Below are 24,515 nucleotides of genomic sequence, written 5' to 3'. Positions count from 1 at the left end.
AGTGCAATTACGAGCTTTTAGTGATGTAGCAATTCTGATTTGACGCGCTGCTAAGGATGTTTTAGCACGTTCAGGTGTCAGCTATCGAATTCTCGGATGCAATCTTAATAACTAACTCCAAATTCCATCTCCATACCGTAATTCTGGAAGGAAATTAGTAAGTTGGGGACTGGGGAGTGGGAAGATAAGGGAGAAATGAATTCAAAATTCAAAAACTTCTGCCTCCTGCCCAATCCCTACGGCAATTCTACCGAAGTCGGTTTAGCGATATGTGGCAAACCCCAACCTAATTTTTCTCGCAAAATTCGGAAAAACTCAGGCGGTTGCAGGCGAATAAATCGGGCACTATATTGCGATCGCTCCATATATACTCGATCTTCTGGGAAGATATAGCACCCTCCATTCCCATCTACTACCATTACCAGCCGAGGGATATTGACTGGATAGATATTGACCGACTCAGTATCTGGAAATACCAATGCTCTAGAAGCTAGGGAATGGGGACAAATGGGTACTAGCTGTAAAACAGGTACGCCAGGAGTCACCACTGGACCACCAGCACTCAAAGAGTAAGCTGTAGAACCAGTAGGCGTGGAAACAATCACACCATCTGCGGCAATATCTACTGGCGCATGATGCCCTATGGCGATTTCAAAATGGCACATAGAAGTCAAAGGTTCTCGGTGTAGCACCATTTCATTCAGGCATAGGGCTTCCCATAGCACTGAATCATCCCGAAACACTTTGACATTGAGCATTGCTCGTTCTTCAATTTCATACTCACCTGCCATTGCCTGTTCTAGTGCTTGGGGCAATTGATTCAGGAAAGTTTCCGTCAAAAATCCCATGTGGCCGGTATTCACTGTTAGCAGTGGAATACCACAAGGGGCTACTTGACGAGACGCTGCCAGAACAGTGCCGTCTCCCCCTAATACCACTGCAAACTCCATATCTGAATCAAAACCAGGGGGTGTCAGACCGTCAATGGGGGTGTGGCACACAGGACTCTCCGGGTTAGGGTAGCCCAATATCCCACCGATACTCGATGTGATACATACATTCCAACCGGCTGCGGTTAGCTTGTCTTTCAACTCGATAGCGACACGGCCCGCTATCGGTTTAACGTCATTGTAGATAATGCCTGCTTTCGGCACACTCAAATATCCAAGTTTAGGCGATGCTCTGTATTATGTAATCCTTACACATTTTGCGTCATGTAGTCATTAATCTAGAGTCAAATATCCAGAGTCTAGAGTTTTAGGACTAATATCTGTTTTGTAATGACTATTGACTATTGGCTTTTGAAGATTGTTTAAAAGGAGTTTTTTTAGGTTTCTGCTTTTTATTTTTATTTTTCTGGTAGTCTACTTCTTTGAGTTTCTTCATTATTCGGCTGAAGTACTCTTGGAGATAACTTTCTAGGGTTGTGGTTTGTTGCGGATCTAAACCAAACACTGTATATACTTCATCCATTGAAGCATTTAACTGTTTCCCACTAGCCAATACTTCTGTAAACGCCAGCCTGTCTGCTACGTTCCATCCCCACTGAAAGAACCGCATTATGCCCCGCACAGCACGCAGTAAGTTTATTGGCATCCGCGTTACCCTGGCATCTTTTCCAGATAAGCGTTCGCACAGGTTGATAATTTCTTCTGCACTCCATGCACGAGTACCGACTACAGGAAAAGCTTGGTTTTCCGTTTCTGGTACACTCAATGCTCGGATCGCAAACTTAGCAATATCCTGAGTGTCCATATAGGCGATGGGAGAAGAATTACCTGTTACCCAAACTGGCTGTCCTTCCAGAATGGGAATCCCATACTGACCGATTAACCCTTGCATAAATCCAGCTAGTCGCAAGATGGTATAATTCAAGCCTGACTCAGCCAAGAATAGTTCTGTACACCGCTTAATTTCCATTAGCGGCACTTCTGGGTATTTATCAGCATCTAAAATCGAAAAGAAAATAAAACGCTCGACACCCGCTGCTTTTGCAGCTTGAATCAATGCTACTTTTCCTTCCCAATCCACTTGTTTGATACTTAGTGAATCTGTAGGGCGAGAGGTTGAGGCATCAATAACTTGGGTTACACCAACTAAAGCTTCCGCTAGAGTGTCGGGGTAACGTAAATTTCCGGGGACGAGTTCTGCACCCCATTCTTTGAGAAAAGCTGCTTTTTTACTGCTGCGGACAAGACAGCGTACTTTATATCCCTCATCGATAGCACGACGAGCCACTTGTCTTCCTAAGGTGCCAGTGGCACCGACGATTAATAATGTCATGAGGGTTGTAATAAATTTTAATGTTTTATGAAAAGAATGTTATCAGAATAACCTATGCAAACAAAAGTTTACATCTTTTCTCAGAAAATCAGTTTATTTGGGTGGACTCATGAGAAAATAGCTGTCCTATTAACGGACAAGCTTTTTTCTCATATTGATGAAAAGGGATTAGGGAGTAAGGAATGGGGAAAATAATAACTCCTAACTCCTAACTCCTAACTCCTAACTCAGCACTCAGCACTCAATTATTCTTCTGTGCCTTGAATTTTCAGTAACAACGCGCCCAAGCCCCAGCCTACGAAGATTAAACCGAAAGACAATAGAGCTGCATTCAAAATTTCGCCGCCCATTAGTGTGATTCTCCTTATGCAAATTGGTGTGTAAACTAGGTCTACCAGAAGCTTTTCAACAGTTGCTAGGATTAGACCTGTGTAAACAATTTTAAACTAGTTTAGCAGGTAATCCCTACTGGCTTGGGGGGCAATCCCCACTGTTGACAAAAGGAGAGATGGGTAAATCGAGAAGATTTAATGATAATAATTATGAAAATATTTTATGTATCAAAATAATCAAGGTGATTTAATAAATTTTGTGAAAGAGCATCGTCCGCGTTTGGCGCTGACGCTCGGAGATCCGGCGGGAATTGGGCCGGAGGTGATTTTGAAAGCTTTAGCCGATCCAGAAATTCGTAAAGAATATGACGTTACAGTAGTCGGTAACGGAGATTTGCTAGCACAGATTTATTACAAACTGAATTTAACTGAGAATTTAGTAGCTTTGGCAAATCCAGATGATTTGTCAGTCAGCGATGTGCCGTTGGATGGAAAAATTAAAGATCAAATTATTTCAGGAATAGGTAATGCAGCCAGTGGTGCGGCTAGTTTTGCGTATATGGAATATGCGATCGCTCAAACACTGGCTGGTAAATTTGATGGTATTGTCACAGGGCCGATCGCTAAATCTGCTTGGAAAGCCGCAGGATATAATTATCCAGGGCAAACGGAACTTTTGGCACAAAAATCAGGTGTTGACCGTTTTGGGATGTTATTTGTAGCGCGATCGCCTCATACTGGTTGGACACTCCGCGCAATACTAGCAACCACACATATTCCCCTACGTCAAGTAGCCGATGTATTGACACCGCAGTTGTTGACACAAAAACTGGATTTGTTGGTGGAGTGTTTAGAGAAAGATTTTGGTATATATAGAGGGAGAATTGCGATCGCCGGGTTAAATCCCCACAGTGGCGAACAGGGACAACTTGGACATGAAGAACAAGATTGGTTAATTCCCTGGTTGGAGCAAGAGCGACAAAACCGACCACAATTGCAACTAGATGGGCCGATACCGCCAGATACAATGTGGGTTAAACCTGGTCAAGCTTGGTATGGAAATTCTTTAGTACAAAATCCTGCTGATGGCTACTTGGCACTTTACCACGACCAAGGCTTAATTCCTGTGAAGTTGATGGCGTTCGATCGGGCAGTTAATACTTCTATAGGTCTTCCTTTCGTTCGCACTTCACCCGATCATGGCACAGCCTTCGATATTGCGGGTAAAGGAATCGCTGATGCTACGAGTATGAAAGCAGCAATACATTTAGCCGCTGAGTTAGTTAGTCAAAGATTGGCTAAGAAAAATAATCAATAATCTTTAAGTGCAGCTTTGCTTAAAATCTTCAATACACGACCAAATCAGTTCTGAATATGGTTCAAAGCATTTTTTTCTTCTTGCAGTCTTGTTTCTACTTCTGGGGTAGCCTTAAAAACTAGTATTCTAGTCGGGCGCTTCAAACTTATAACCATAGCCTCGTACAGTTTTTATAAACTCCGGGATGCTGGGGTCGACTTCCATCTTTTTGCGAAGTTGACCAATATGCACATCAACCACCCGGCCATCTCCTACGTAATCGCAACCCCAGATTTTTTGGATTAGCTGTGGACGACTCCAAGCCTGATTAGGATGACTTGCCAAAAAATGCAAGATATTAAATTCTAGTGCTGTTAAGGCAAGAGTTTTATCGTTAAGTGTTACCTCGCGGGCCTCTGGATTAATTACTAGCTGTTTGAAAACGATACGTTGTGTTGAGGAGGGATTGATGTAGCGTATCCGCCTCAAAAGAGCTTCTACTCTAACTTCAACTTCTGCAAGACTAAATGGTTTAGTCATGAAATCATCAGCACCTGCGCTTAAGATTTTAATTTTATCAGCCTCGTCAGTCCTACTAGTCAGTATCAGCACTAAAACATTAGTACGACTCTGCATTTCTTGGCAAAGGCTATAACCAGTAACATCCGGCAAATTCCAATCCAGAATTACTAAAGCTGGGTTGAATTGCTCAAACAACGATAAGGCAGTTTTACCATCTGCTGCCGACTCTATTTGATATTTCCGACTTAAAAAACGATAGACGAGATTTCGAACGCCGAAGTCGTCATCAACGATCAGAATTTTCGGAGTAGTAGCAGTAACCATAACCATAATGTTATCTATTGTAAATTGGGCGATTTGCTGTTGTGCCAGCTTTACTTTACGTGTTTCTGTTGAGTACCACCGCTACTGTAGTACTTGTATACATTTAATTTTCCATGAAGCCGATCGGGGCTGAGGTTGCGATCGTGCCGATAAAATTTATAATTATGGCATGATTTTTGCGTAGTTTTGAATTTATATTGTATAATTTTAAATTTTTACATTTGGAATAAGTGTAATTAAAAACCATCTCCGTAACCGCAAATAGTTAAAAGACACATCTAGAAGCGACAGTAATTGCTACAAATTTAAAAGAGTAACGCACTCCCTGGTTAATTAGGTCTCTACAAAGGCTCAGAAACTAACTTCTCAGCCAATCTAGATTCTCAACTCCTACTTACTCGACTGTACTATAACCAATAGCTATGTTCTCTTGAAGAAGGTCTACGAAAATCTACCCTGGTGCATTTACATGTAGCTGCCCTCTTAAGCATATACTATACTACAAGTTTCAGCCTGAGCTATGACAAAAGGACTGAAAGCATCGCCAGAAGGTATGTAGGGCGTCAAAACCAGCTTTAACAGACAAAAGCAAAATAACAACAAGAATTGCTCTAGCAATATTATGATGTCAATAACTTGCTGGAAGCTTGTTTCAATAGTACTGCTGACAGCAGTAGTCAGAAGTAAAACACCCTTTGTATTTGGGTAACAGATTTAGCTTGTATACCTCACAAACTTTTAATCTGCTGTATATAACTCTACGAGTTTGCTAGGAAATGAGGAGACATTAATATTAGCGATCGCTAATATTAAAAAAGTATAAACTACTATATTTATTACTAAATATTTTTCATTTTAAACTGATGTTTTTTCGATTGATAAAGAATTCAGTAAAATCTAAAATATCTAAGTAACAAAAATATAAAATAAATATAAACTTTAAATATATTAAATGAAATTTCAATAAAAGATTGTCTCTTTATACTCTCAAAGGGCATTATTTACAATTGGTTAATTGGTTGATTTTCGGGAAAATCATCAGTCTATCTGAGGGGAGAGTTTGAAAATATTCATACCAGAGAAAGATCAATTCAATATCTTCAGTTCGCTAAATTACTATTAGTATCGTCAGTAAGGAAAAATTATGGTTAATAATTTAGTAGGCGGCATCATTCCTCCACAACCACCAATAGAAGCTCAAACTGATGCTCATGTCCTAAAGAGTCGTCTGGAATGGGGTGAACCAGCTTTTACAATCTTGGATGTGCGCGATCGCACGACCTTCAACGAAGGTCACATTATGGGAGCAATGCCAATGCCAGCAGATGAATTGGTAGAGCGTGCAGTAGCTTCTTTAGATAAGAGCCGTGACATTTACCTTTACGGTGATAACGAACAAGACACTGCCCAAGCCGCACAACAACTGCGTTCTAATGGATTTGAGCATGTCTCCCAACTCAAAGGTGGTCTTGGCGCATGGAAGGCGATCGGTGGCCCAACAGAAGGTATTGTTGAATCAAAAACTCCCGCAGGTGCAGATGACTACAATGTTGTAGATCGGCTGAAAAACCACCAAGAAAATCTGCAAAAGGGCGGTACTAGCTTCACGGAATCTATTAAACAGGGAGCAAGTAACCTTAAGGAAGGCATTCAAGAAGGAGCAAGTAACCTTAAAGAAGGAGCAAGTAACCTCAAGGAAGGCGCTCAAGAGCAAGCAAGTAACCTTAAGGAAGGCATTCAAGAGCAAGCAAGTAACCTCAAAGAAGGCACTAGTGAATCTACTTCTAGAGACGCCAATGATTCTAATGTTGGCTCTTAGGCAAAAAATACAGCAGAATTCAGAATTCGGGAGCGGAGCCGGAGAGGCTCCGCCAAGGCGTCAGAATCCAGAAGTAAAAGAGGCTTTATACATACCTGGCTTTGAGACTAACCTTTGTGTATTTCACTAACTTGAAATCTGCTGTGATTTAGCATGAGGCTTTGTAGTAAGCACTTTAGTGCTTGGGAAATAACGACTTTAGTACTTACTACGAACCTGCTTATCTATCAATTTCAACTTGACATATAACTAGTCGGAATTGACGAGCAATAAAAATTTATTGTCACTATTCCCGATTCGATTAGTGTTCAAATAGATCCTTGAATTGCAATAAATCTAAGGAAACTATAGTTGGTAGAAAATCAAAACATTCTTGAGCAACTTGCCAACGTTCTTCTCGTTTAAGCATTTCTATTAACTTCTGCTGCACGCTAAGTAAATAGCGTACATCGTTGGCAGCATAACTTAGTTGAGCTTCAGATAAGCTAACGGCGTTACCCCAATCAGAACTTTGAGAGCTTTTATCTAGTTCCACTTGTTCTAACTCTTGTACTACGTCTTTGAGTCCGTGGCGATTTGTGTAAGTACGGGCTAACTTACTGGCAATTTTAGTGCAAAAAATTGGCCGTACCTGAATACCCAGATTGGCTCGCAAAGTAGCCAAGTCAAATCTAGCAAAGTGAAACACTTTCATGACATTGACTGCTTCCAAGAGTTTTTTTAAGTTGGGGGCGTCAGCTTGCCCTTTCGCTATGCGAATTGCAGTCACTTTCCCTTCAAGATTGCACAGCTGGACGAGACACAAGCGATCGCGCAGCGGCAATAATCCCATCGTTTCTGTATCAACTGCGATCGCTGTAGATTCTAAATACTGGCTAAGGGTTGCGTCACTGAGGTCGCGATCGCTCACCTGAAAATCTGGTAATGTCATCAATTGTTCAAAAATAATAGCAGTGTCCAGCAGAAAAAAGTCTTGTCAGACACTACATTATTATTGTGCAAAAAAATCAGAAATTAAATCTACCTAGTGCGAAAAAACATCTGTGTCAGGTAGACCTCGCCTTGATTATTAGTAGCAACGCCAATTCCAGTCAGGTTGTAATTTCCTTTAAGGTTCTTTAGGTGTCCGGGACTTTTGATCCAGCCAGTAACAGCTTCCTCCACGGGGTTGCTATATCCTCGGTTAAAAGCAACATTTTCTGCTGCACTGTTGTAGCGAATCGGGATAGCTTTGACTCGCCCTTCAAATCCCTGATGGCTAAATGGGGTTTTACCTTTAGCCATATTTTGACTATGAATTCTTGCCTGTCGAGTTAAATTTGGATTTAAAGTCAACTTTGGCAGTCCTTTAGAAACCCGATATCGATTAATTTGGTCAAATACTGATTTTTCTAACTCAGTAGTTTTAAAAGTAGGAGTCGATATTGCAACCTGACTAGAAAAAAGCGACAACAGCTTATTACGGGTGGATGTATTCGTAGAAGTATGATTTGGTATCGGAGCAGTCGTTAATCCACTAGCAAGGACAAGCGCACTTAAAGCGATGCCAAAAGCAGTTTGTCGGAACATGGAGAATTGCGTAATGTGTAGAGATATAAGACTTCTACTCTACCCTATTGTTCCGAGAATACATACCACAATACTATTAAGTAATGATGAATTTCGGCAATTTGGCTACATCCTTTACAAGTAACACAAGCAATCATTTCCAATTGTCAGTATTTCAATAAGTCAGCTTCATGAAAATCACGGTTAATTTGGCTAATAATTTCAGATTTTCATGATTTACCAAGCAAAAGCTTTAGTAACAGGTTAAAGTCTGGAAAATTTGAGAAAAAACCTAAACTTTATCAAATCTAACGTTGTGTGCAATTTTTGCTCAAACCTAATCTCCTTGCCTAATAATAAGGAATAGGTAGATTTCAAAGCCCAATACAGTTCAGTCAAGAAAAATTGTAGCTTGGGTTAAGCAAAGCGCAACCCAACAAAACCCAGTAAATGTTGGGTTTCGTTCCTCAAACGCCACTTGCTTCCCCGAAGGAGGTACAAGTCGGGAAACCGCAAGGGCGCAGTGGCTCCCCAACCTACACAGTTTAAGACTTATGGCACTAACCCAAGCGTATTCAATACGGTTCGGTTAAAGGGGAAAGGTGAAAGGTGAAAGGTTTTGAATACATCCTTTCCCCTTTACCCCTTAACCTTTCCCCGGACCACAAGGATAGTGAAAAATGCTTATCCGAACCGTATTGCAAGCGTATTGACTTAAAGGCTTTCTCTGTTTGCAGGAGAGAGAAATGGAAGTTAGATCAGAATATTAAGTTGCACATCGCGTCAAACCTATGGGCGAATGAACATTTGTGTGAAGTAGATTGCGCCTTGACTGTTTTTAGCGACACCAATCCCCGTCAAATTATAATTACCTCTGATATTGGCAAGATGCCCTGGACTTTTGAGCCAGCCTTGAACAGCGACTGTAGCAGGATCGCCATATCCCTGGTTATAAGCGACATTTTCAGCAGCCGATCTGTAAGAAACACCGGTTGCATTCAGACGTTCTGAAAATCCATTATGTCCAAAGGGAACAGTACCATTAGCCATGTTCTTACTGTGAAGCCTAACTTGATTATCCATAGCAGAATTACGAGTCAGCGCTGGTAGCCCTTGGGAAGCTCTGTAGTTATTGATTTGGTTAAAAATCGACTGTTCTAGAGCAGCAGTGTCCGTACTAGATGCTGCAATTTGGTTAGTATTATTTGATACGTTTGAAGGCACAGGCGTACAAGCTGGATTTGTTACAGAAGTAGCGATCGCTCCACTACTGAGAGCAATAGTGCCTAAAGCAACGCTGTAAACTATTTGTTTGATCATTTGTTGGCAGTAAAGTTTTAGACAATGTAACCAACGAATATCAATGTGACAAATTGCTTATAGGTCTAAATTGCTTCAATTGTGGGCTTTTTTGCTCAAAAACTACTAGTAAACGTTTCAATGCACGATTTAACGCAAAATTAGTACTATTTAATTAACATTTGTCTTCTATCATTAGTATGATTATTTTTATTTAAGATTTCAGATTTAGACTGTTACATAGTGTAATTACTAGATTTATTTGAATTTATGAGTTCCAGATTATGCTTATTTACCTTCATAAATTCAGCTATTTTACTGTACTTAAGTATATTAAATAGCTTTTTTATGTCCAAAAAGCAGTAAAAACCGATTATGATAGTTGAAGATACGGAATGTCGGATAAAAAATGGCTGGATTTATTCAGCCAAATTTCTACGTGATTTCAAGTAGGTTTATTTAAGGGGTTCTAACTCTTCCTGTATCACACGCAACACCCGTGCAATATATTCTGCACGCCACTGTTCCCGTTCCTTGGCTACTTTGACATCCGGCTCGTAAGCTTCAATCTCACTAGCCGATAAAATACCTTTCACCTCTAGCAACCGTTCAATGGTGTCTAGTCGCTCATGCATCACGGACACTTCACCAGTCAAGGCCATGACGATCGTTAACAATTTATCAGTTTGCGAATTTTCTAAGTAAACAGGTCGTTTACCCTTGGCTATTTTTGTCATCCTAATACCAATTCTCCAAAAATAAGACTAGACATACAAAATGAGGAAAGCCAGATAAAATCTGACTTTCTCAATTACGAATTACGTTAGCGTAGCAGGCCATAGCCCATTACGAACTTGTACTGAGCGTAGCCGAAGTATTACGAAACTTTCTTTGCTTACTTAGTTGCAGCAACCATAAACCAAGTACCTTGGGTGGCTGAGTTACCATTTTTAAACAGGCCATTAGTTTCTTTTGCTTTCCATGCCCCATTCGGGATAAATTTCTCGAATGTCTTATCTGCTGCAAAACCAGCCTCAGTAACTAGCGGCACCAAATCTAAATCGCGTACAGCACTCCAGAAAGGTTCGTTGTTGTTAGCGGTTTCCCAATCATAAATAAACTGTGTATAAACATCCATGTGACGATAAAGGGGTGCTTCTAGATGAATCATCATGCCACCAGGAGCCAGTAGACGATAAGACTCTTGCATAACTTTACGCACAGATGACGGAGGGATTTCATGCAGCAAAATGTGAGAAACCACTAAATCAAATGATTCATCTGGGAAATTAGTATGTTCGGCATTTTGCTGAGAGAAGTGTACCCGTTTTCCCAAGGCTTCGGCTCTTGCATGAGCATAACGCAGTATAGATGCGCCTATATCTATAGCATGGACTTCTGCATCTGGGAAACCATCGACATAAGGTAATGTGCTATTGCCAATAGAACATCCCATATCGAGGATTTTTCTCGGTCGAAAGTTGGGAAATTCTGCTAAAAGGTAGTTTTGGACTATAGATAGCCCCATATCATCGTTGAGCGGCCCCAACCAACCTAGTCCATAAACATAAGCGCCGCGATCGTAAGTTGCACCGGCTGCGACATCATCAGCAGTGAATTCACCGTGATATCCTCCGGGCATACAGTGAATGTCTACAGCCTTTTGATAATTAGGTATTTGAAAATTTGGGTCGAGGGTTAAAGTACCCAGTTCACCACCTTTATCTTTGGCACGCTCAATCAACTCTGGCAGTTGTCTGTCAACGTTAGCATTTACAGCATCCCATAACATTTCCTGGTTGATGCGCTTCAGGGCACTAGTCCAGCGATAATAGGGTTCGTGCTGCATTACTTCCCGAATTTCATGACGATTCTGGGGAGGACGCTGATGTTCTTGTTCAAACTTCGGCTTGGCTAGTTTTTCATAAATTTCTTTATTACCAGGAGTGACATTCTTGAAAATGTGCATTTTCATACTTTGCACAAAGTTTTGGCGTGCCAACTCGTCGTGAGTGGGCTGCGGTAACATTGGGTGTTGGAATTGTTGATTCATTATTGTTTTTTCCCAGATGTTTTATGTAGATTTACCCTGGATACAATAACTTGGCTACCGTTTGTACATCCTTGTCACCGCGTCCAGAGCAGTTAATGACAATCCGAGGACTGTTGGTTAGTTGAGGACAGAGGGTTTCGAGATAAGCGATCGCATGGGCTGTTTCTAATGCTGGGATAATCCCTTCCAATTTCGATAATCGCTGGAATGCCTCCAAAGCCTCTGCATCCGTCACACTATAGTATTCAGCGCGACCAGTATCTTTCAAATAGCTATGTTCTGGCCCCACACCGGGATAATCTAACCCTGCACTAATTGAGTGTGCCTCAATGATTTGCCCATCTTCATCTTGCAGCAGGTAGCTCATTGCTCCGTGCAGCACACCAACGCGCCCTTTTGTCAAGGTTGCGGCGTGTTTTTCGGTATTGACACCTTCTCCGGCTGCCTCAATCCCAATGAAGCGTATAGAAGACTCATTCATAAACTCATAAAATAGTCCCATCGCGTTGGAACCACCACCCACACAAGCCAAGAGAATATCAGGTAATCCACCCCACTTTTCTATTGCTTGGGCGCGAGTTTCTTGACCGATTATTGCATGGAAATCACGTACCATCATTGGGTAAGGATGAGGCCCTGCTACCGAACCCAGGATGTAGTGAGTCGTTTCGACATTTGTCACCCAATCTCGGATTGCTTCCGAAGTAGCATCCTTCAAAGTTCCGGTTCCCGCCTCTACCGGACGCACTTCTGCCCCCATCAGCCGCATTCTAAACACATTTAAAGCTTGGCGTTCCATGTCATGAACGCCCATGTAAATTACGCATTCCAGCCCAAAACGAGCGCAAACTGTAGCTGTAGCAACTCCATGTTGTCCGGCACCTGTTTCGGCAATAATCCGTTGCTTACCCATGCGTTTTGCCAACAATACTTGACCAACAGCATTATTAATTTTGTGAGCGCCAGTATGATTTAAATCTTCACGTTTCAAGTAAATTTGTGGCCCCGTGCGATCGGGTCGGGCATAATGAGCAGTCAGGCGTTCAGCAAAATACAATGGTGTCGCACGTCCTACATAGTCTCGTAACAACTGCTGTAGTTCTGCTTGAAAACCGGGGTCATTGCGGTATTGCTGATAAGCTGTTTCTAGTTCAGCAAGTGCAGGCATGAGGGTTTCAGGTACATACTTACCGCCAAAGCGTCCGAAGCGGCCTAGCGTATCTGGAACTTGAGCAGTTGAACTTGGAGATAGGGGAGTGGTAGTCACAGGCTGTTTTTGATGACGGGACTGACTTAATTATTATAGAAAAGTCTGAAGCATATCTGGAGAATGGGGAGGAAGTAGGGGGCAGGGGGGCAGGGGGGCAGAGGGGCAGGGAAGCAGGGGGGAATAATAAATAACAATATATCTGCCTTGAAAATCAAACAGAACTTATGCAAAGTAATAGTTGAAACCCTGATTTTTAAGTAGGGGCAATTCATGAATTGCCCCTGAGCGCGTGTGCCTAAGTTCTATAGAAAATGGGGCTTGGAGATTAGGTTTCGCGTTAGCAGCTTATTAACCTAACGCCGACTTTAAATCACTTTCTGCTTGTGCCAACGCATCTGGTAATTTACTTGCATCGCGTCCGCCAGCTTGGGCTAAGTTTGGTCTTCCACCGCCGCCGCCGCCGCAAATTTTAGCGATCGCACCCACAAATTTACCAGCTTGCAAACCTTTTTTGTTCACTTCTGAACTAAAAGCTGCAACTATACTAACTTTCCCTTCTTCTGGAACAGAACCCAGTACCACTGCACCGTTACCGATTTTTTGCAACAAGCGTTCGGCTGCGGTTTTCAATGATTCTGGATCGACATCTTCTAATTGGGCGACAATAATTTTAGAATCGCCTACAGTTTGGGCTGTTTGTAGTAAGCTGTCAGATTTTGCGATCGCTAACTGTACCTTCAAGGTTTCTAATTCCTTCTGGCTATTTCTCAGTTCGCTTTGCAGACTTGTGATTCTGTCTGGTAATTCTTCGGGTTTAACTTTAAAGCGATCGCTCAAATCTTTAACTACTTTATCCCGCAGATTCAGATAATCTAGGATTGCTGGCCCCGAAACAGCTTCAATCCGCCGCACCCCAGAAGCTACACCAGCTTCCGAGATAATCTTGAACACGCCAATTTCAGCAGTATTACTTACGTGAGTACCACCGCATAGTTCCATTGATACGCTAGGAAAGTCAATCACGCGCACTTCCTCACCGTATTTTTCGCCGAACATAGCAACAGCACCCCTAGCTTTCGCCTCGGCTATTGGTAATACTTCCACTTTTGCAGCATGAGCCTCAGCAATCCAAGTGTTCACCTGTTCTTCAACTTGTTGAACTTCCTCTGCTGTCAATGCGCGGGGACAGTTGAAGTCGAAGCGCAACCGATCAAATGAAACCAGAGAACCAGCTTGAGATATGCCCTCATCAACAATTTTTTTCAATGCCGCTTGCAATAGGTGCGTTGCGGTATGGTTAGCTTGGGCGCGACGGCGACAAGCCGGATCGATTTGGGCGGTGACGCGATCGCCTACGCGCAGTGTACCGCGTTCAATGCGTCCGAAGTGAACAAAGAAATCAGATTCTTTTTTAACATCTTCTACGCGAACTACGATACCATCACCGGAGATATAACCGCGATCGCCTATTTGTCCCCCAGATTCCGCATAAAATGGCGTTTTGTCAAGGACAATTTGCACTTGTGTTCCGGCTTCTGCTTCCTCTTGGGAAACACCTTCTACCAAAATCGCTTCGACTTTCGCAGTCGTCGCAGGTTGGGTATATCCGATAAATTCCGTAGCGTGGATGTGTTCTGCTAATTTATCGAGGGAACCTTGCACAGTTAAATCGATGGTTTCATGTGCGCCTCTACTGTCTTCTTGTTGGATTTCCATTGCTTTCTGAAATCCATCAACATCAACTGTCAAGTTGTTTTCCTCAGCAATTTCTTGAGTAAGTTCAAAGGGAAAACCGTGGGTATCGTAAAGAGTAAATGCACTTTCACCACTAATTTGAGTTTCCCCTCGCTGTTTTACTTCTTGGATAATTTCTTCTAGCAGTTTTTCGCCTCTATCTAGAGTTCTGAGGAAATTGGATTCTTCCCGTTGCAACTCAGCTTTAATTGCTGCTTCTCGTTGGCGCACATTGGGGTAAGCTGATTCCGAAAGAGCGATCGCAGTTTCAGCAACTTGGGTAGTAAACTCGCCAGAAATCCCAATCAATCGCCCATGACGCACCACCCGCCGAATTAAGCGCCGCAGTACATAACCGCGTCCCACGTTGGAAGCGCGAATTTCATCAGCAATCATGTGGATAACAGCACGAATATGATCGCCGATGACTTTTAGGGAAGTTTTAGTTTTTTCATCACTGCTGTGGTAATCAACACCAGCAATTTGACCTGCTGTTTGGATAATTGGAAAAATCAGGTCAGTTTCGTAGTTATTGGGCACTTTTTGGAGAATTTGCGCCATTCTATCCAAACCCATGCCGGTGTCGATGTTTTTGTTTTGCAGTGGCGTTAAATTGCCTGATGCATCCCGGTTATATTGCATGAACACGAGATTGTAAAACTCGATAAACCGGGAATCGTCTTCTAAATCTATATTTTCGTCACCCCGTTCTGGGTGGAAGTCGTAATAAATTTCGGAACAAGGCCCACAAGGGCCAGTCGGGCCAGACACCCAAAAGTTATCGTCTTCGCCCAAGCGTTTAATTCTCGCTACCGGCACACCGATTTGATCGCGCCAAATTCCAAAAGCTTCATCATCATCTTTAAAAACGCTGACGACAAGATTTTGAGGGGAAAAGCCAAAGACTTGTGTAGAGATTTCCCAACCCCAAGCGATCGCTTGTTCTTTAAAATAATCACCAAAGCTGAAATTACCCAGCATCTCAAAAAAGGTGTGATGCCGTTTGGTGCGTCCAACATTCTCGATGTCGTTGGTACGGATACACTTTTGCGAAGTCGTAGCCCGCTTAAATTCTGGCGTGCGCTGCCCCAAGAATATTGGCTTAAATGGTAGCATCCCCGCGATCGTCAGCAGCACGGTTGGGTCTTCTGGCACGAGGGAGGCACTTGGGAGAATTTGGTGTTCCCGTTGAGCAAAGAAGTCGAGAAATATGTTGCGAATTTCGTTACCGCTTAGGTACTGGGGATTTGAAGACATAGGTGTTTTTAACTTTAGACTTTAGACTTTCGGCTTGGGCGTAGCGGCACTAGGTAGGTGTATTTTTATAAATAGCTTTATATATTCTTGCATTTTGTTTAATATTACTGCCAGCGAATTCTCCCATTAGGTGAGATATATGCAGTTACTAGGATGTTTTTACGCTACTATTTGATTTTGGTAGGATGTGTGTAGGCGTAGCCCGTCGTAGACATCGCATTTCGTTGCTAAAGATTAATCATTAAGAAATACTTTAAAATTTCCATACTGAGGTAACAAATGGCACTAAAACTGAAAGTATCAAATATTTCTTATGGAGGATGTACAGAAATCATTACTTAGTGTAGGCACGTATGGAACCTGAAGCCAAAGTGGATGTAGATGTTAACGCTAAAACTGTCACGGTACAGTCGGAAGCTTCTGAGGAGTCAATCAAACAAGTAATTGTTGCTGCTGGTTACGCTGTAGAAGGTTATCGATCGGATTCTAGCTTTTCACAGAAGTTTAGATTTTAATATCTCAGGCGACGCTAACAAAATTTTTTTATATTTTTTCCGCCCGTAGAAGGGCGGAATCGAAATAATTTCCCTAAATTAGGGGCAGGTTTTGACATCAACTTTTTATTTAACTTTGTTTTCCAGATTTATGATGTTGCAGCAAATAAAAAAGATGTGAATTAAGTAAATAGGCAAATACAGATAAAGCGTAGGCAGAAATATTTTCTTTCTACTGTTACCGCATTGTTTAACTTGGGTTCATTCTCAGTTAAATTAGAAACTTTTGGGTAAAAATCTCTGCATTTATTTGCAGAGTATGTTAGCCCCAAAGAGCTACTGTATAAGCACCAAAGAGTTTTGTTGTATACTTTTATATACAAGTTAAATACTTTCTTAATATTTTATTAAAGCCTAGTTTGTAAAGAAAAAGGCTAAAAAACTTTATGAAAAATGACATTTTTTATTACATAAAAAATTTTTGATTTCGATAAATCAATGGAAAAATTTTATATTTCCTTTGTTTTTATACTTGGGAAGAAATTTAGCGCCCTGATGCAATGGTGATTACAAAGTATTTATTTCGGTAATTCCATCATGTAAATAGTACTTAAGAAACTACAGAAATAGTTTTTATGCATTTAAATAATATTCAGTGTTTTTACTGTTTTAAAAATAAACTGTAAAGAAGACATTAGTTGTTAGAAATGAATATTTTCCAAATTGCATTAATCAATATAAATTCTTAAAAGGAGATTAAGCTTGGAAGTTAACTGTCTAATCAGCACTGAAAAAACAATATGTCAAAAAATATAATTTATCCGAAAACATCATATTGAGTATTAGATGACAATAGCAGTAGTTATCCAAGTGAATTTATTTAAAATTTAAATAGGATCAAAAATAAAGCAATGAATATTTCTATTCTGATCTTTGGAAAAAATAATTTTATCGCCACACTTCCAGATCAGATCCGTTATGCGACTGCTTTTAGTGTAGAAGTTATGGACAATTTGGATCGAGCAGTGTCGCGGATTAAAACAACACCTCCCGATATAATCCTGGTGCAGGCTAGCCTGGATAGCAGTATGGAACTCTGCGGTTGGCTGAAAGATCAGACAAAACTATCGTGGATATATTGTATTCTTTTCGAGGATCGTTCCCAACAGCTGACTGATAGAAATAAGGGTTGGCACAGGGAATTGGAGATGAGTGCTGCGGCCCTAAAACAAGGAGCCGATGCATATATTTGGCATCTTATTGAAGAAAAAACAGATTATAGCTTGGCAGAGTTGACTGCCAATCATGGACTAATACTTGCTCAATTGACAGTTGGTTTGCGGAAAGCACAAAAATACCGAGATTTGATTCGGACAAATGATATGTTATCTGCGATCGCCTTAGCCGATTCGTTGACAGAATTAAATAATCGTCGTGCTTTAGAATGGGACTTACCCAGACAAATTCAAAGAGCCAGGACTCAAAAAACTTCCCTGAGTTTGATTATTCTGGATGTAGATCATTTTAAGAAAGTTAACGATACTCACGGGCATTTAGTAGGCGATCGCATTTTGCAAGTATTATGTCAGCGTTTGCGCCACAATCTGCGCTGTCAAGATACAGCATTCCGCTATGGTGGCGAAGAATTTGTAATTCTTCTAGCTAACACTACCGATGAGGAAGCACTATTAGTAGCCCGTCGTCTCAATCGCGTAGTCAGCGACGAACCATTTGCACTCAACAATAAACTGACAATTAATGTCACCATTAGTTTGGGTACAGCCTCTCTGCAACCTGAGGATGATGAAAAAGGAGAGAGTCTGCTACATCGTGCCGATCAATGTTTGTTACAGGCTAAAACTTCTGGGCGTAATCGGGTGATTAACTCCAGCTACTTATCTCATCATGGCTCACATTTGAAAGTTGTTTCTTCGTGAAAGTGCAGGGCATACGTGTCTATTTAAGCTAAAACTCCTTTAAAACCTGGCTAATAATAGTGCAATCACACCTGTTGTCCTAAAAAGGCTCAGATTTAGCATTAAAAATTACAATGCTTCAATCTAATTTTTATAGAATTCCTTGAAATAAGCAATTTTAGATGTTGAATTCAAGTATGAGTCGCTAAAATCTATACATTCGATCAAGTATTTCAATTGCCAGATGACAACTCCAATACCTTACTACATCTCTCGCAAACAGGCTCATGACTTTCTAGCTAAGTTTGCCAAAGCACTGGTATCTCCAGAATCTACCCCACTGCTGTTTCAGGTTTATGGGATCGGAGGAGTTGGTAAAACTACCCTCACCACAAAACTGAAAGAGACGCACGATTTACAAGCTAACTTTGCAGAAGTATCTTTTGGTCGTACACCAGGTATTGAAACGCCACTGAAGCTAATGGAAAAGCTTTATGAGCTATTACCAAAACCTACCGGACTCTGGCGAAGGGATTTATTACCTAAACCTGACCCTTTTACATCACTTTATGATCAGTATCAAGAAACTGTTTATAAGCTGAAAACGGAATCCGTGCAAGGTAAATCAGTTGGTACACAGCAACAAAATACAGTTAAAGATTGGTTTGAACTAGGAACAGCTACACTGCTAGCCACAGGTGCAGGCTACTTGGGAGATCACGGAACAGCATTAAGTTTAGGTTTGGATGCTACGGTCAAGGCTGGGGGAATTTTATCAGATGCATCGCAGGCACTCAAACCAGCAAAAGAGCGTATACAAGAACTGCTGCAACAGCATCCAGCAACGAAGAATGACAAAGAGCTTCAAGAGTTGATGCTGGAACCAATACCCAAGTTGACTCATGCATTTGCTCAAGGGTTAATCCAGAAAACTCAAAGACACAAGCGCTCGATTGTACTGGTTCTAGATACCTATGAAAAGGCATCATCAGATATTGACACTTGGCTGTGGCAGTATTTGTTAGAAGATACGCCCCTTAAGTCTTATGGTGTACGTATTTTGGTGGCAGGACGACGTTCTTTACTAGAAAAGCCAAGTTGGCGAAAGTTGCAACAGGATCGGGATTTAATCTATGAGCAACGACTAGATGAATTCAACAAAGAGCAAACTAAGGAATATCTTCAGCATATTTGTATTACCAAATCTGGAGAAATTCAGAAAATATATAAAGCTACTAAAGGCTTACCCTATTATCTCAGCTGGATTAAAGGGCAGAAGGAAGAAGGTAGAGAAATTGACTTTTCCCGTGGCAACCAAGTGATTACTGATCTGTTACTCCAAGGATTAAATCCAAAGCAAAAACAGATAGTGCAATTGGCGGCTTGTTGTCGTTGGTTTGATCGGTCGCTGGTTCAATATTTAATGCAAAAACAAGGAATAGACTTTGAAACTGGTGTTCATGCAACTATAGACTGTTTTGATTGGCTAACAAAGTGCGATTTTGTTGAGTTTGTTCAAGGTCATTATCGACTAGATGATGTGGCTCGTGATATTTTTCGTCTGTCATTTTGTCAGGAGGACAAAACGCGATTTCGTGAAACCCATGAACTGCTAGCCACATATTTTGATAAACAAGCTAACCAAGAAGTTGCTACAGATAGCCCTGAACCAGAAAAATACGATAACTCTGATTGGCGTCAATACACTGCTGAATTTCTCTATCATGCTCTCTTTGCGAGAAGAGATGAGGGTCAGCGTCAATTTATTTCTCATTTCTTTGCTTCTCGCTATCTTAAACAACTTGAAGTAGTAATGATTCCCTTCGCCGCAGTTGTTGCAGAAGCAGCAGTAGAGAATTATCGCCTCTTGCCCGATTCAACTGAGAAGTTTCTGAAAAGCATAAAATTGGGCTTTTTCTTTAGTTGGATGATGTTACCAGAAAATCCTGTTAAATATGAAATTAACTACAAGAATGTGATTGGTCCATCCAAAGAAGAAATAGAGGCAGCATTACGACCTTGTTTTAGTCAAGTTGATTTTTTGGAAGATGGACTGGGTAAATATGCCGGGCTTTTGTATAAATCCCTAAGAAGCAACCCAAGTCAGCGAAGAGATTTGCTACATAGATCAACTGAGCAAGCTGAACGATTTTCGAGTGATGCTCATCCTGAATTCGGCAGCAATCTATTTCTAGAGGTAGGTAATTGCCTATATCTTCTAGAAGAATACGAAGAGGCGCTGGCTAGCTATGAAAAAGCCTTGGCAATTAAAGATGACTTCCCCGAAGCCTGGTTAAAGCAAGGCATAGTGCTGACGGAGTTAGATCGTGATGAACAGGCACTAGCTAGCTATGACAAAGGCTTGGCAATTAAAGATGACTACCCTCCTATTTGGAGCAGCAAGGGTTTGACCTTGAGTTTTTTGGGGCGTTATGATGAAGCATTAGCTAACCTCAATGAAGCTGTAAAGCTTCAACCACAATATCCGCTTTGGTGGGCTAACCAGGGTATTGTACTGGCTCGTGCGGGGCGTTACCAAGAGTCAGTGGCTAGTTGTGAGAAGGCTTTAGAACTACAAGCTAATGATGAAAGTGGTCATTACAGCAAAGCTTGCTATTTCGCTTTACAAAATGATGTTGATTTAGCCATTGAAAACCTACAACAAGCAATTAATCTCAATGCTCGTCGATGTCGTAGGGAAGCAAAATTTAACCCTGATTTTGATAGGATTCGAGACCATGCAAGATTTCAGGCATTACTACAAGGTTAAATGAGCAGATTATATTCACAGGTGATGGACTTCCAATTAAAAGGTATCCATGTCTAATTTCTCTGACAGTCGCGCCATGAACACTTCACCATCTGTTACGTCTCCACGTTCAATAGAAGCAAGCCCAACAGCTATTTTTTTATGGGTTTCTTCTTCCCATTCCTGATAACCTTTCTCCCATTCTTCCAGCAGTTTCAATACTTTAGCAATCACATCTTCAGCATTTTCATATCTACCTGTAGCAATTCGGGTTTGTATAAATTGCTCGTATTCCGCTTTAAGTTGGATGTTCATAATTTTTATCCCTACTTAGTTAAGAGCATTCCCCAAACTATGCTCTAAAATTTATCTAAATTCATTAAAGCCTTAACTTATGCTTCTTACCGAACTCATACCGCTAGTTAAAGAATTATCCCACACTGATAAACTCTTACTAATACATTTCCTGGCAGATGAATTGTTAAAGGAATCAAGTTTAGTCCCATTGGATGCTGAGGACAAAGTAACAAGTCTTGGCTTATATGATTCTTTTGAAGCTGCTGCTGTTTTAGCGAAGGCATTAGCAGAAGAAAAAGCGGCAACACATGGTTGATAAAGTTAGATTTGCATTTACTGAGGTAAATCCAGAACTCGGTGCATTAAGTACGCTGCCTTATCTACCGCTAATTCTCACTTATCAGAATCGTTCGGTAAGTGTATCAGGCTTGCTAGATACTGGTTCTACTGTCAACGTATTGCCCTACGAAATCGGGTTAAGGCTGGGAGCAGTTTGGGAACGCCAAAGGCTCTCCGTTCCATTGGGTGGTAATTTGGCTAGGTTTGAGGCGAGGGCATTGGTGTTGATGGCGAATGTTGAACAATTTCCGACAGTAGAGCTAGCTTTTGCTTGGACAAGAGATAGAAACGCCCCATTGATTTTGGGACACATGAATTTCTTTTTAGCATTTGATGTGTGCTTCTATCGTTCTGAATTAGTATTTGAAATTAGCTCTAAAATAGCTTGATATAAATAGTGAAACCCAACATTATATTAGGTTAATGGTGGGTTTCACAGAATTTAACTACCTTGATTAGGTGGTGTTTGTTCAGGTGGCGTTTCTGCTGGGGGAGCGAGTACCGCATCGGGCGCAATTTCTTCTACAGGAATCGGTTGTTTATCCTCAATTTCAAAATCTGGTTGCGCTGCTTCCACCAACTCAGGAGATGGGGGATGTGGTGGAATTGCTTCTGGTACACTCTCAGTTTTTGCTTCGGTTTCGGTAGTAACTGTCTCCTCTGCTGGTGGTTCTGGTATGACAATAGTTTTGTCAATAATCTCAATAGCAGGTTTCTCTGACAGTACAGAAGTAATATCTTCAGGTTTGGGGGTTGTGGGTGTTTTTTTACTCACAGTCTGCTGCACCTTGTCTTTCGCGCCACTGAAGGTACTACCAAGACCTTTTTGCAACTGGCCCAGCCGTTCCTGAAGGGACAACTTATTCACCTGTTCTTGAATTCCAGTTTTTACCGTCTCAGCATTGGGTACTTGGGTTTGTTGTGCCTGTGGAGTCAATTGCCGACGTAATGATAGAGTTTGCCAGCCAAACCAGACCAAAAGAGCCACACTAGCCACATGACCGAGCAACAAACCCCCAGTAATGCGTGGTGCAAACACCCATAAGACTAAGGCGTAGAACAGCCCTACACCACTCCAGATAAAGTCATTCTTGCGGTGGATTTCTGGGAAAAAGAAAGCTGCTATGTAAATGGCTAAACTACCAAGACCGACTACCAAAGCTAGGACATATGCCAGCATTATTTGGTTACTCCTTACTACGTCCTTTAATTATTTCAATTTTGCAAATTTTGCCAGTCAATTGTTGATTTAGATACAATTTAAAATTAATTATCCCTGTTAGTTGTGGATTTTTGTCATTTATTCAAGTCTTAAGGTCTTCTTTAGGAGAGAAGGGAAAATATCGGACTACCCTTAAAGTAAAAGGATCTGCAAGAGTTAGCCAGAAATTTTTTATGACACTACAAAGCTTTGGTGTGATTGGATTAGCCGTTATGGGTGAGAACATCGCTCTAAACGTGGAGCGCAATGGCTTCCCAATTGCAGTTTACAACCGCTCCCGAGAAAAAACGGATGCGTTTATGGCGCAGCGTGCGCCAGGACGGAACGTCAAAGCCGCCTTTACTCTAGAAGAATTCGTTGCCTTATTGGAACGTCCCCGCAAAATTCTAGTAATGGTGCAAGCTGGTAAGCCAGTGGATGCGGTGATTGCTCAACTCAAACCCTTGTTAGAAGAAGGCGATATCATTATCGACGGTGGTAACTCTTGGTTTGAAGATACGGAACGACGCACTCAGGAATTAGAACCCGCAGGGCTTCGGTATCTTGGTATGGGTGTCAGTGGCGGTGAAGAAGGGGCGCTAAATGGGCCTTCACTGATGCCTGGAGGTACAACAAGCTCTTATGAGTTTCTATCACCAATTTTCAACAAAATTGCTGCCCAAGTCGATGATGGCCCTTGTGTAACCTACATTGGCCCTGGTGGTTCTGGCCACTATGTCAAAATGGTACACAACGGCATTGAGTACGGCGATATGCAGCTAATTGCTGAAGCCTACGACTTGCTGAAAAATGTCGCTGGATTAGACCATAATCAGCTACATGAGGTGTTTGCTGAATGGAACACCACCGATGAACTCGATTCATTTTTGATTGAGATTACGAAGAATATCTTCCCATATATTGACCCAGAAACAAAAAAACCCCTGGTGGATTTGATTGTTGACGCAGCAGGCCAAAAGGGAACTGGACGCTGGACTGTACAAACTGCGTTGGAATTGGGAGTTGCTATTCCTACAATTACAGCAGCAGTTAATGCCCGGATTATATCTTCGATTAAAGAGGAACGGGTTGCAGCATCTAAAGTCCTCACAGGCCCCAGTGGCAAGTATGACGGGCAAACCAAGGACTTTATCAATAAAGTACGTGATGCTCTCTATTGCTCAAAAATCTGTTCTTATGCTCAAGGGATGGCGTTGCTATCCACAGCTTCAAAAACATATAACTGGAATTTGGATCTGGGCGAAATGGCGCGGATTTGGAAAGGTGGTTGTATTATTCGCGCTCGCTTTTTGAATAAGATTAAGAAGGCTTTTAGCGAAAATCCAGCTTTGCCTAATCTGCTGTTAGCTCCCGAATTTAAGCAGACAATTCTCGACAGACAGACTGCTTGGCGGGAAGTGATTGCAACAGCTGCAACACTGGGAATTCCAGTACCCGCATTTAGCGCATCCTTGGATTATTTTGACAGCTATCGCCGCGATCGCTTGCCTCAAAACCTAACTCAAGCACAACGCGACTACTTCGGCGCACATACCTACCTGCGTCTTGATAAGCCTGGAACTTTCCACACCGAATGGGTACCTATTGCTGAAGCTAAGAAGTAAATTTTCACACATCTACACCAGGTTATTGTGAAAAGTTAAAAAGTTTCAGAATACAGTTTTAAGGGTGACTCTGAGTTTCAGAGTCACTTTCTTTTTAGGGAACTCCAAAAAATAAATTATCCAATTTTTGGAATCAAAACGACTTTTCCTTCCTCAGCTAAGTTGTCAAATATTTATCTCCTGGTTGTAGTCTTTCCCTCTGTTTATACACTTCAA

At 41.5% G+C, this 24,515-nt stretch carries 19 protein-coding genes and 2 pseudogenes; 8 read left to right on the top strand and 13 right to left on the bottom strand.

The genetic code is table 11. The annotated features are described in order from the left end of the window. Window positions 1-236 precede the first annotated feature (236 nt). The 3 genes from V7K45_RS00465 to petM form a co-directional block, all read right to left on the bottom strand. The gene (locus V7K45_RS00465; protein WP_334999329.1) at window positions 237-1,154 is read right to left on the bottom strand and encodes an NAD(+) kinase; all 918 of its coding nucleotides are present in this window, start codon (window positions 1,152-1,154) and stop codon (window positions 237-239) included. Window positions 1,155-1,284: 130 nt separating this feature from the next. Then, a complete protein-coding gene (locus tag V7K45_RS00460) occupies window positions 1,285-2,283 on the bottom strand; it encodes an SDR family oxidoreductase (RefSeq protein WP_322672493.1) in 999 nt (332 codons plus the stop codon). A gap of 245 nt (window positions 2,284-2,528) precedes the next feature. Next, window positions 2,529-2,633 (bottom strand): cytochrome b6-f complex subunit PetM, encoded by a 105-nt coding sequence (gene petM, locus V7K45_RS00455; RefSeq protein ID WP_094344256.1) that lies wholly within the window; start codon window positions 2,631-2,633, stop codon window positions 2,529-2,531. 205 nt (window positions 2,634-2,838) lie between these two features. Between petM and pdxA the strand changes: the two genes are divergently transcribed. Continuing rightward, complete coding sequence (pdxA, locus tag V7K45_RS00450) at window positions 2,839-3,933, top strand: 4-hydroxythreonine-4-phosphate dehydrogenase PdxA (RefSeq protein WP_334999325.1); 1,095 nt, start codon at window positions 2,839-2,841, stop codon at window positions 3,931-3,933. 126 nt (window positions 3,934-4,059) lie between these two features. Here the strand turns inward: pdxA and V7K45_RS00445 are convergent, their stop codons facing one another. Then, on the bottom strand, window positions 4,060-4,764 hold the full coding sequence (locus V7K45_RS00445; RefSeq protein ID WP_334999323.1) for a response regulator transcription factor: 705 nt from the start codon (window positions 4,762-4,764) through the stop codon (window positions 4,060-4,062). Window positions 4,765-5,902: 1,138 nt separating this feature from the next. On the opposite strand from V7K45_RS00445, the pseudogene V7K45_RS00440 reads away from it, so the two are divergent. Further along, window positions 5,903-6,349: pseudogene (locus V7K45_RS00440) on the top strand (rhodanese-like domain-containing protein); the annotation flags it as partial. A gap of 529 nt (window positions 6,350-6,878) precedes the next feature. On the opposite strand, the gene V7K45_RS00435 reads toward V7K45_RS00440, so the two are convergent. From V7K45_RS00435 to alaS, 7 genes are all read right to left on the bottom strand, one after another. Next, on the bottom strand, window positions 6,879-7,508 hold the full coding sequence (locus tag V7K45_RS00435) for a ribonuclease H-like domain-containing protein (RefSeq protein ID WP_334999321.1): 630 nt from the start codon (window positions 7,506-7,508) through the stop codon (window positions 6,879-6,881). An 89-nt stretch (window positions 7,509-7,597) separates the two neighbouring features. After that, complete coding sequence (locus V7K45_RS00430; RefSeq protein WP_334999319.1) at window positions 7,598-8,146, bottom strand: CAP domain-containing protein; 549 nt, start codon at window positions 8,144-8,146, stop codon at window positions 7,598-7,600. A 768-nt stretch (window positions 8,147-8,914) separates the two neighbouring features. Next, complete coding sequence (locus V7K45_RS00425) at window positions 8,915-9,445, bottom strand: CAP domain-containing protein (protein ID WP_334999317.1); 531 nt, start codon at window positions 9,443-9,445, stop codon at window positions 8,915-8,917. 434 nt (window positions 9,446-9,879) lie between these two features. Further along, the gene (locus tag V7K45_RS00420; RefSeq protein WP_334999315.1) at window positions 9,880-10,161 is read right to left on the bottom strand and encodes a hypothetical protein; all 282 of its coding nucleotides are present in this window, start codon (window positions 10,159-10,161) and stop codon (window positions 9,880-9,882) included. A 158-nt stretch (window positions 10,162-10,319) separates the two neighbouring features. After that, a complete protein-coding gene (locus tag V7K45_RS00415) occupies window positions 10,320-11,477 on the bottom strand; it encodes a class I SAM-dependent methyltransferase (RefSeq protein ID WP_334999313.1) in 1,158 nt (385 codons plus the stop codon). A 31-nt stretch (window positions 11,478-11,508) separates the two neighbouring features. Beyond that, window positions 11,509-12,744 (bottom strand): tryptophan synthase subunit beta, encoded by a 1,236-nt coding sequence (gene trpB / locus V7K45_RS00410; protein ID WP_334999311.1) that lies wholly within the window; start codon window positions 12,742-12,744, stop codon window positions 11,509-11,511. A gap of 291 nt (window positions 12,745-13,035) precedes the next feature. Then, window positions 13,036-15,678, bottom strand: a complete 2,643-nt coding sequence (gene alaS / locus V7K45_RS00405; RefSeq protein WP_334999309.1) for an alanine--tRNA ligase — start codon at window positions 15,676-15,678, stop codon at window positions 13,036-13,038. 279 nt (window positions 15,679-15,957) lie between these two features. Between alaS and V7K45_RS00400 the strand changes: the two are divergent. The 3 genes and pseudogenes from V7K45_RS00400 (at window position 15,958) to V7K45_RS00390 (ending at window position 20,858) form a co-directional block, all read left to right on the top strand. Beyond that, a pseudogene (locus V7K45_RS00400) lies at window positions 15,958-16,193 on the top strand (heavy-metal-associated domain-containing protein). 890 nt (window positions 16,194-17,083) lie between these two features. Continuing rightward, on the top strand, window positions 17,084-18,109 hold the full coding sequence (locus tag V7K45_RS00395; protein WP_334999307.1) for a GGDEF domain-containing protein: 1,026 nt from the start codon (window positions 17,084-17,086) through the stop codon (window positions 18,107-18,109). A 223-nt stretch (window positions 18,110-18,332) separates the two neighbouring features. Further along, complete coding sequence (locus V7K45_RS00390; protein ID WP_334999306.1) at window positions 18,333-20,858, top strand: tetratricopeptide repeat protein; 2,526 nt, start codon at window positions 18,333-18,335, stop codon at window positions 20,856-20,858. Window positions 20,859-20,894: 36 nt separating this feature from the next. Here V7K45_RS00390 and V7K45_RS00385 read toward each other — a convergent pair whose 3' ends face one another. Next, window positions 20,895-21,152: a ribbon-helix-helix domain-containing protein gene (locus V7K45_RS00385; protein WP_334999304.1), complete on the bottom strand. Its 258-nt coding sequence runs from the start codon at window positions 21,150-21,152 to the stop codon at window positions 20,895-20,897. A 79-nt stretch (window positions 21,153-21,231) separates the two neighbouring features. On the opposite strand from V7K45_RS00385, the gene V7K45_RS00380 reads away from it, so the two are divergent. Both V7K45_RS00380 and V7K45_RS00375 read left to right on the top strand, forming a co-directional pair. After that, entirely contained in the window at window positions 21,232-21,450 is a 219-nt protein-coding gene (locus tag V7K45_RS00380; RefSeq protein WP_334999302.1) for a hypothetical protein, read from the top strand. Further along, window positions 21,443-21,862 (top strand): hypothetical protein, encoded by a 420-nt coding sequence (locus V7K45_RS00375; protein ID WP_334999300.1) that lies wholly within the window; start codon window positions 21,443-21,445, stop codon window positions 21,860-21,862. Before V7K45_RS00380 ends, V7K45_RS00375 begins: the two co-directional genes overlap by 8 nt. Before the next feature lie 53 nt (window positions 21,863-21,915). Here the strand turns inward: V7K45_RS00375 and V7K45_RS00370 are convergent, their stop codons facing one another. Beyond that, the gene (locus tag V7K45_RS00370; RefSeq protein WP_334999298.1) at window positions 21,916-22,653 is read right to left on the bottom strand and encodes a Ycf66 family protein; all 738 of its coding nucleotides are present in this window, start codon (window positions 22,651-22,653) and stop codon (window positions 21,916-21,918) included. Between the two features lie 215 nt (window positions 22,654-22,868). Between V7K45_RS00370 and gndA the strand changes: the two genes are divergently transcribed. Further along, window positions 22,869-24,299, top strand: a complete 1,431-nt coding sequence (gene gndA, locus V7K45_RS00365; RefSeq protein ID WP_334720165.1) for an NADP-dependent phosphogluconate dehydrogenase — start codon at window positions 22,869-22,871, stop codon at window positions 24,297-24,299. The last annotated feature ends 216 nt before the right edge of the window (window positions 24,300-24,515 follow it).

Source organism: Nostoc sp. (genome assembly GCF_036917375.1).
Taxonomy (GTDB): domain Bacteria; phylum Cyanobacteriota; class Cyanobacteriia; order Cyanobacteriales; family Nostocaceae; genus Nostoc.
This window is presented reverse-complemented; position numbering and strand designations above follow the sequence as displayed.

Bases quoted from the DNA above. Each gene is read 5' to 3' on its own strand.
- V7K45_RS00375 (WP_334999300.1), top strand. From the start codon at position 21,443: ATGGTTGATAAAGTTAGATTTGCATTTACTGAGGTAAATCCAGAACTC.
- V7K45_RS00430 (WP_334999319.1), bottom strand. From the start codon at position 8,146: ATGTTCCGACAAACTGCTTTTGGCATCGCTTTAAGTGCGCTTGTCCTT.
- V7K45_RS00380 (WP_334999302.1), top strand. From the start codon at position 21,232: ATGCTTCTTACCGAACTCATACCGCTAGTTAAAGAATTATCCCACACT.
- V7K45_RS00435 (WP_334999321.1), bottom strand. From the start codon at position 7,508: ATGACATTACCAGATTTTCAGGTGAGCGATCGCGACCTCAGTGACGCA.
- gndA (WP_334720165.1), top strand. From the start codon at position 22,869: ATGACACTACAAAGCTTTGGTGTGATTGGATTAGCCGTTATGGGTGAG.
- V7K45_RS00385 (WP_334999304.1), bottom strand. From the start codon at position 21,152: ATGAACATCCAACTTAAAGCGGAATACGAGCAATTTATACAAACCCGA.
- alaS (WP_334999309.1), bottom strand. From the start codon at position 15,678: ATGTCTTCAAATCCCCAGTACCTAAGCGGTAACGAAATTCGCAACATA.
- V7K45_RS00370 (WP_334999298.1), bottom strand. From the start codon at position 22,653: ATGCTGGCATATGTCCTAGCTTTGGTAGTCGGTCTTGGTAGTTTAGCC.
- V7K45_RS00395 (WP_334999307.1), top strand. From the start codon at position 17,084: ATGAATATTTCTATTCTGATCTTTGGAAAAAATAATTTTATCGCCACA.
- pdxA (WP_334999325.1), top strand. From the start codon at position 2,839: ATGTATCAAAATAATCAAGGTGATTTAATAAATTTTGTGAAAGAGCAT.
- V7K45_RS00415 (WP_334999313.1), bottom strand. From the start codon at position 11,477: ATGAATCAACAATTCCAACACCCAATGTTACCGCAGCCCACTCACGAC.
- V7K45_RS00420 (WP_334999315.1), bottom strand. From the start codon at position 10,161: ATGACAAAAATAGCCAAGGGTAAACGACCTGTTTACTTAGAAAATTCG.
- V7K45_RS00390 (WP_334999306.1), top strand. From the start codon at position 18,333: ATGACAACTCCAATACCTTACTACATCTCTCGCAAACAGGCTCATGAC.
- V7K45_RS00460 (WP_322672493.1), bottom strand. From the start codon at position 2,283: ATGACATTATTAATCGTCGGTGCCACTGGCACCTTAGGAAGACAAGTG.
- V7K45_RS00445 (WP_334999323.1), bottom strand. From the start codon at position 4,764: ATGGTTATGGTTACTGCTACTACTCCGAAAATTCTGATCGTTGATGAC.
- petM (WP_094344256.1), bottom strand. From the start codon at position 2,633: ATGGGCGGCGAAATTTTGAATGCAGCTCTATTGTCTTTCGGTTTAATC.
- V7K45_RS00425 (WP_334999317.1), bottom strand. From the start codon at position 9,445: ATGATCAAACAAATAGTTTACAGCGTTGCTTTAGGCACTATTGCTCTC.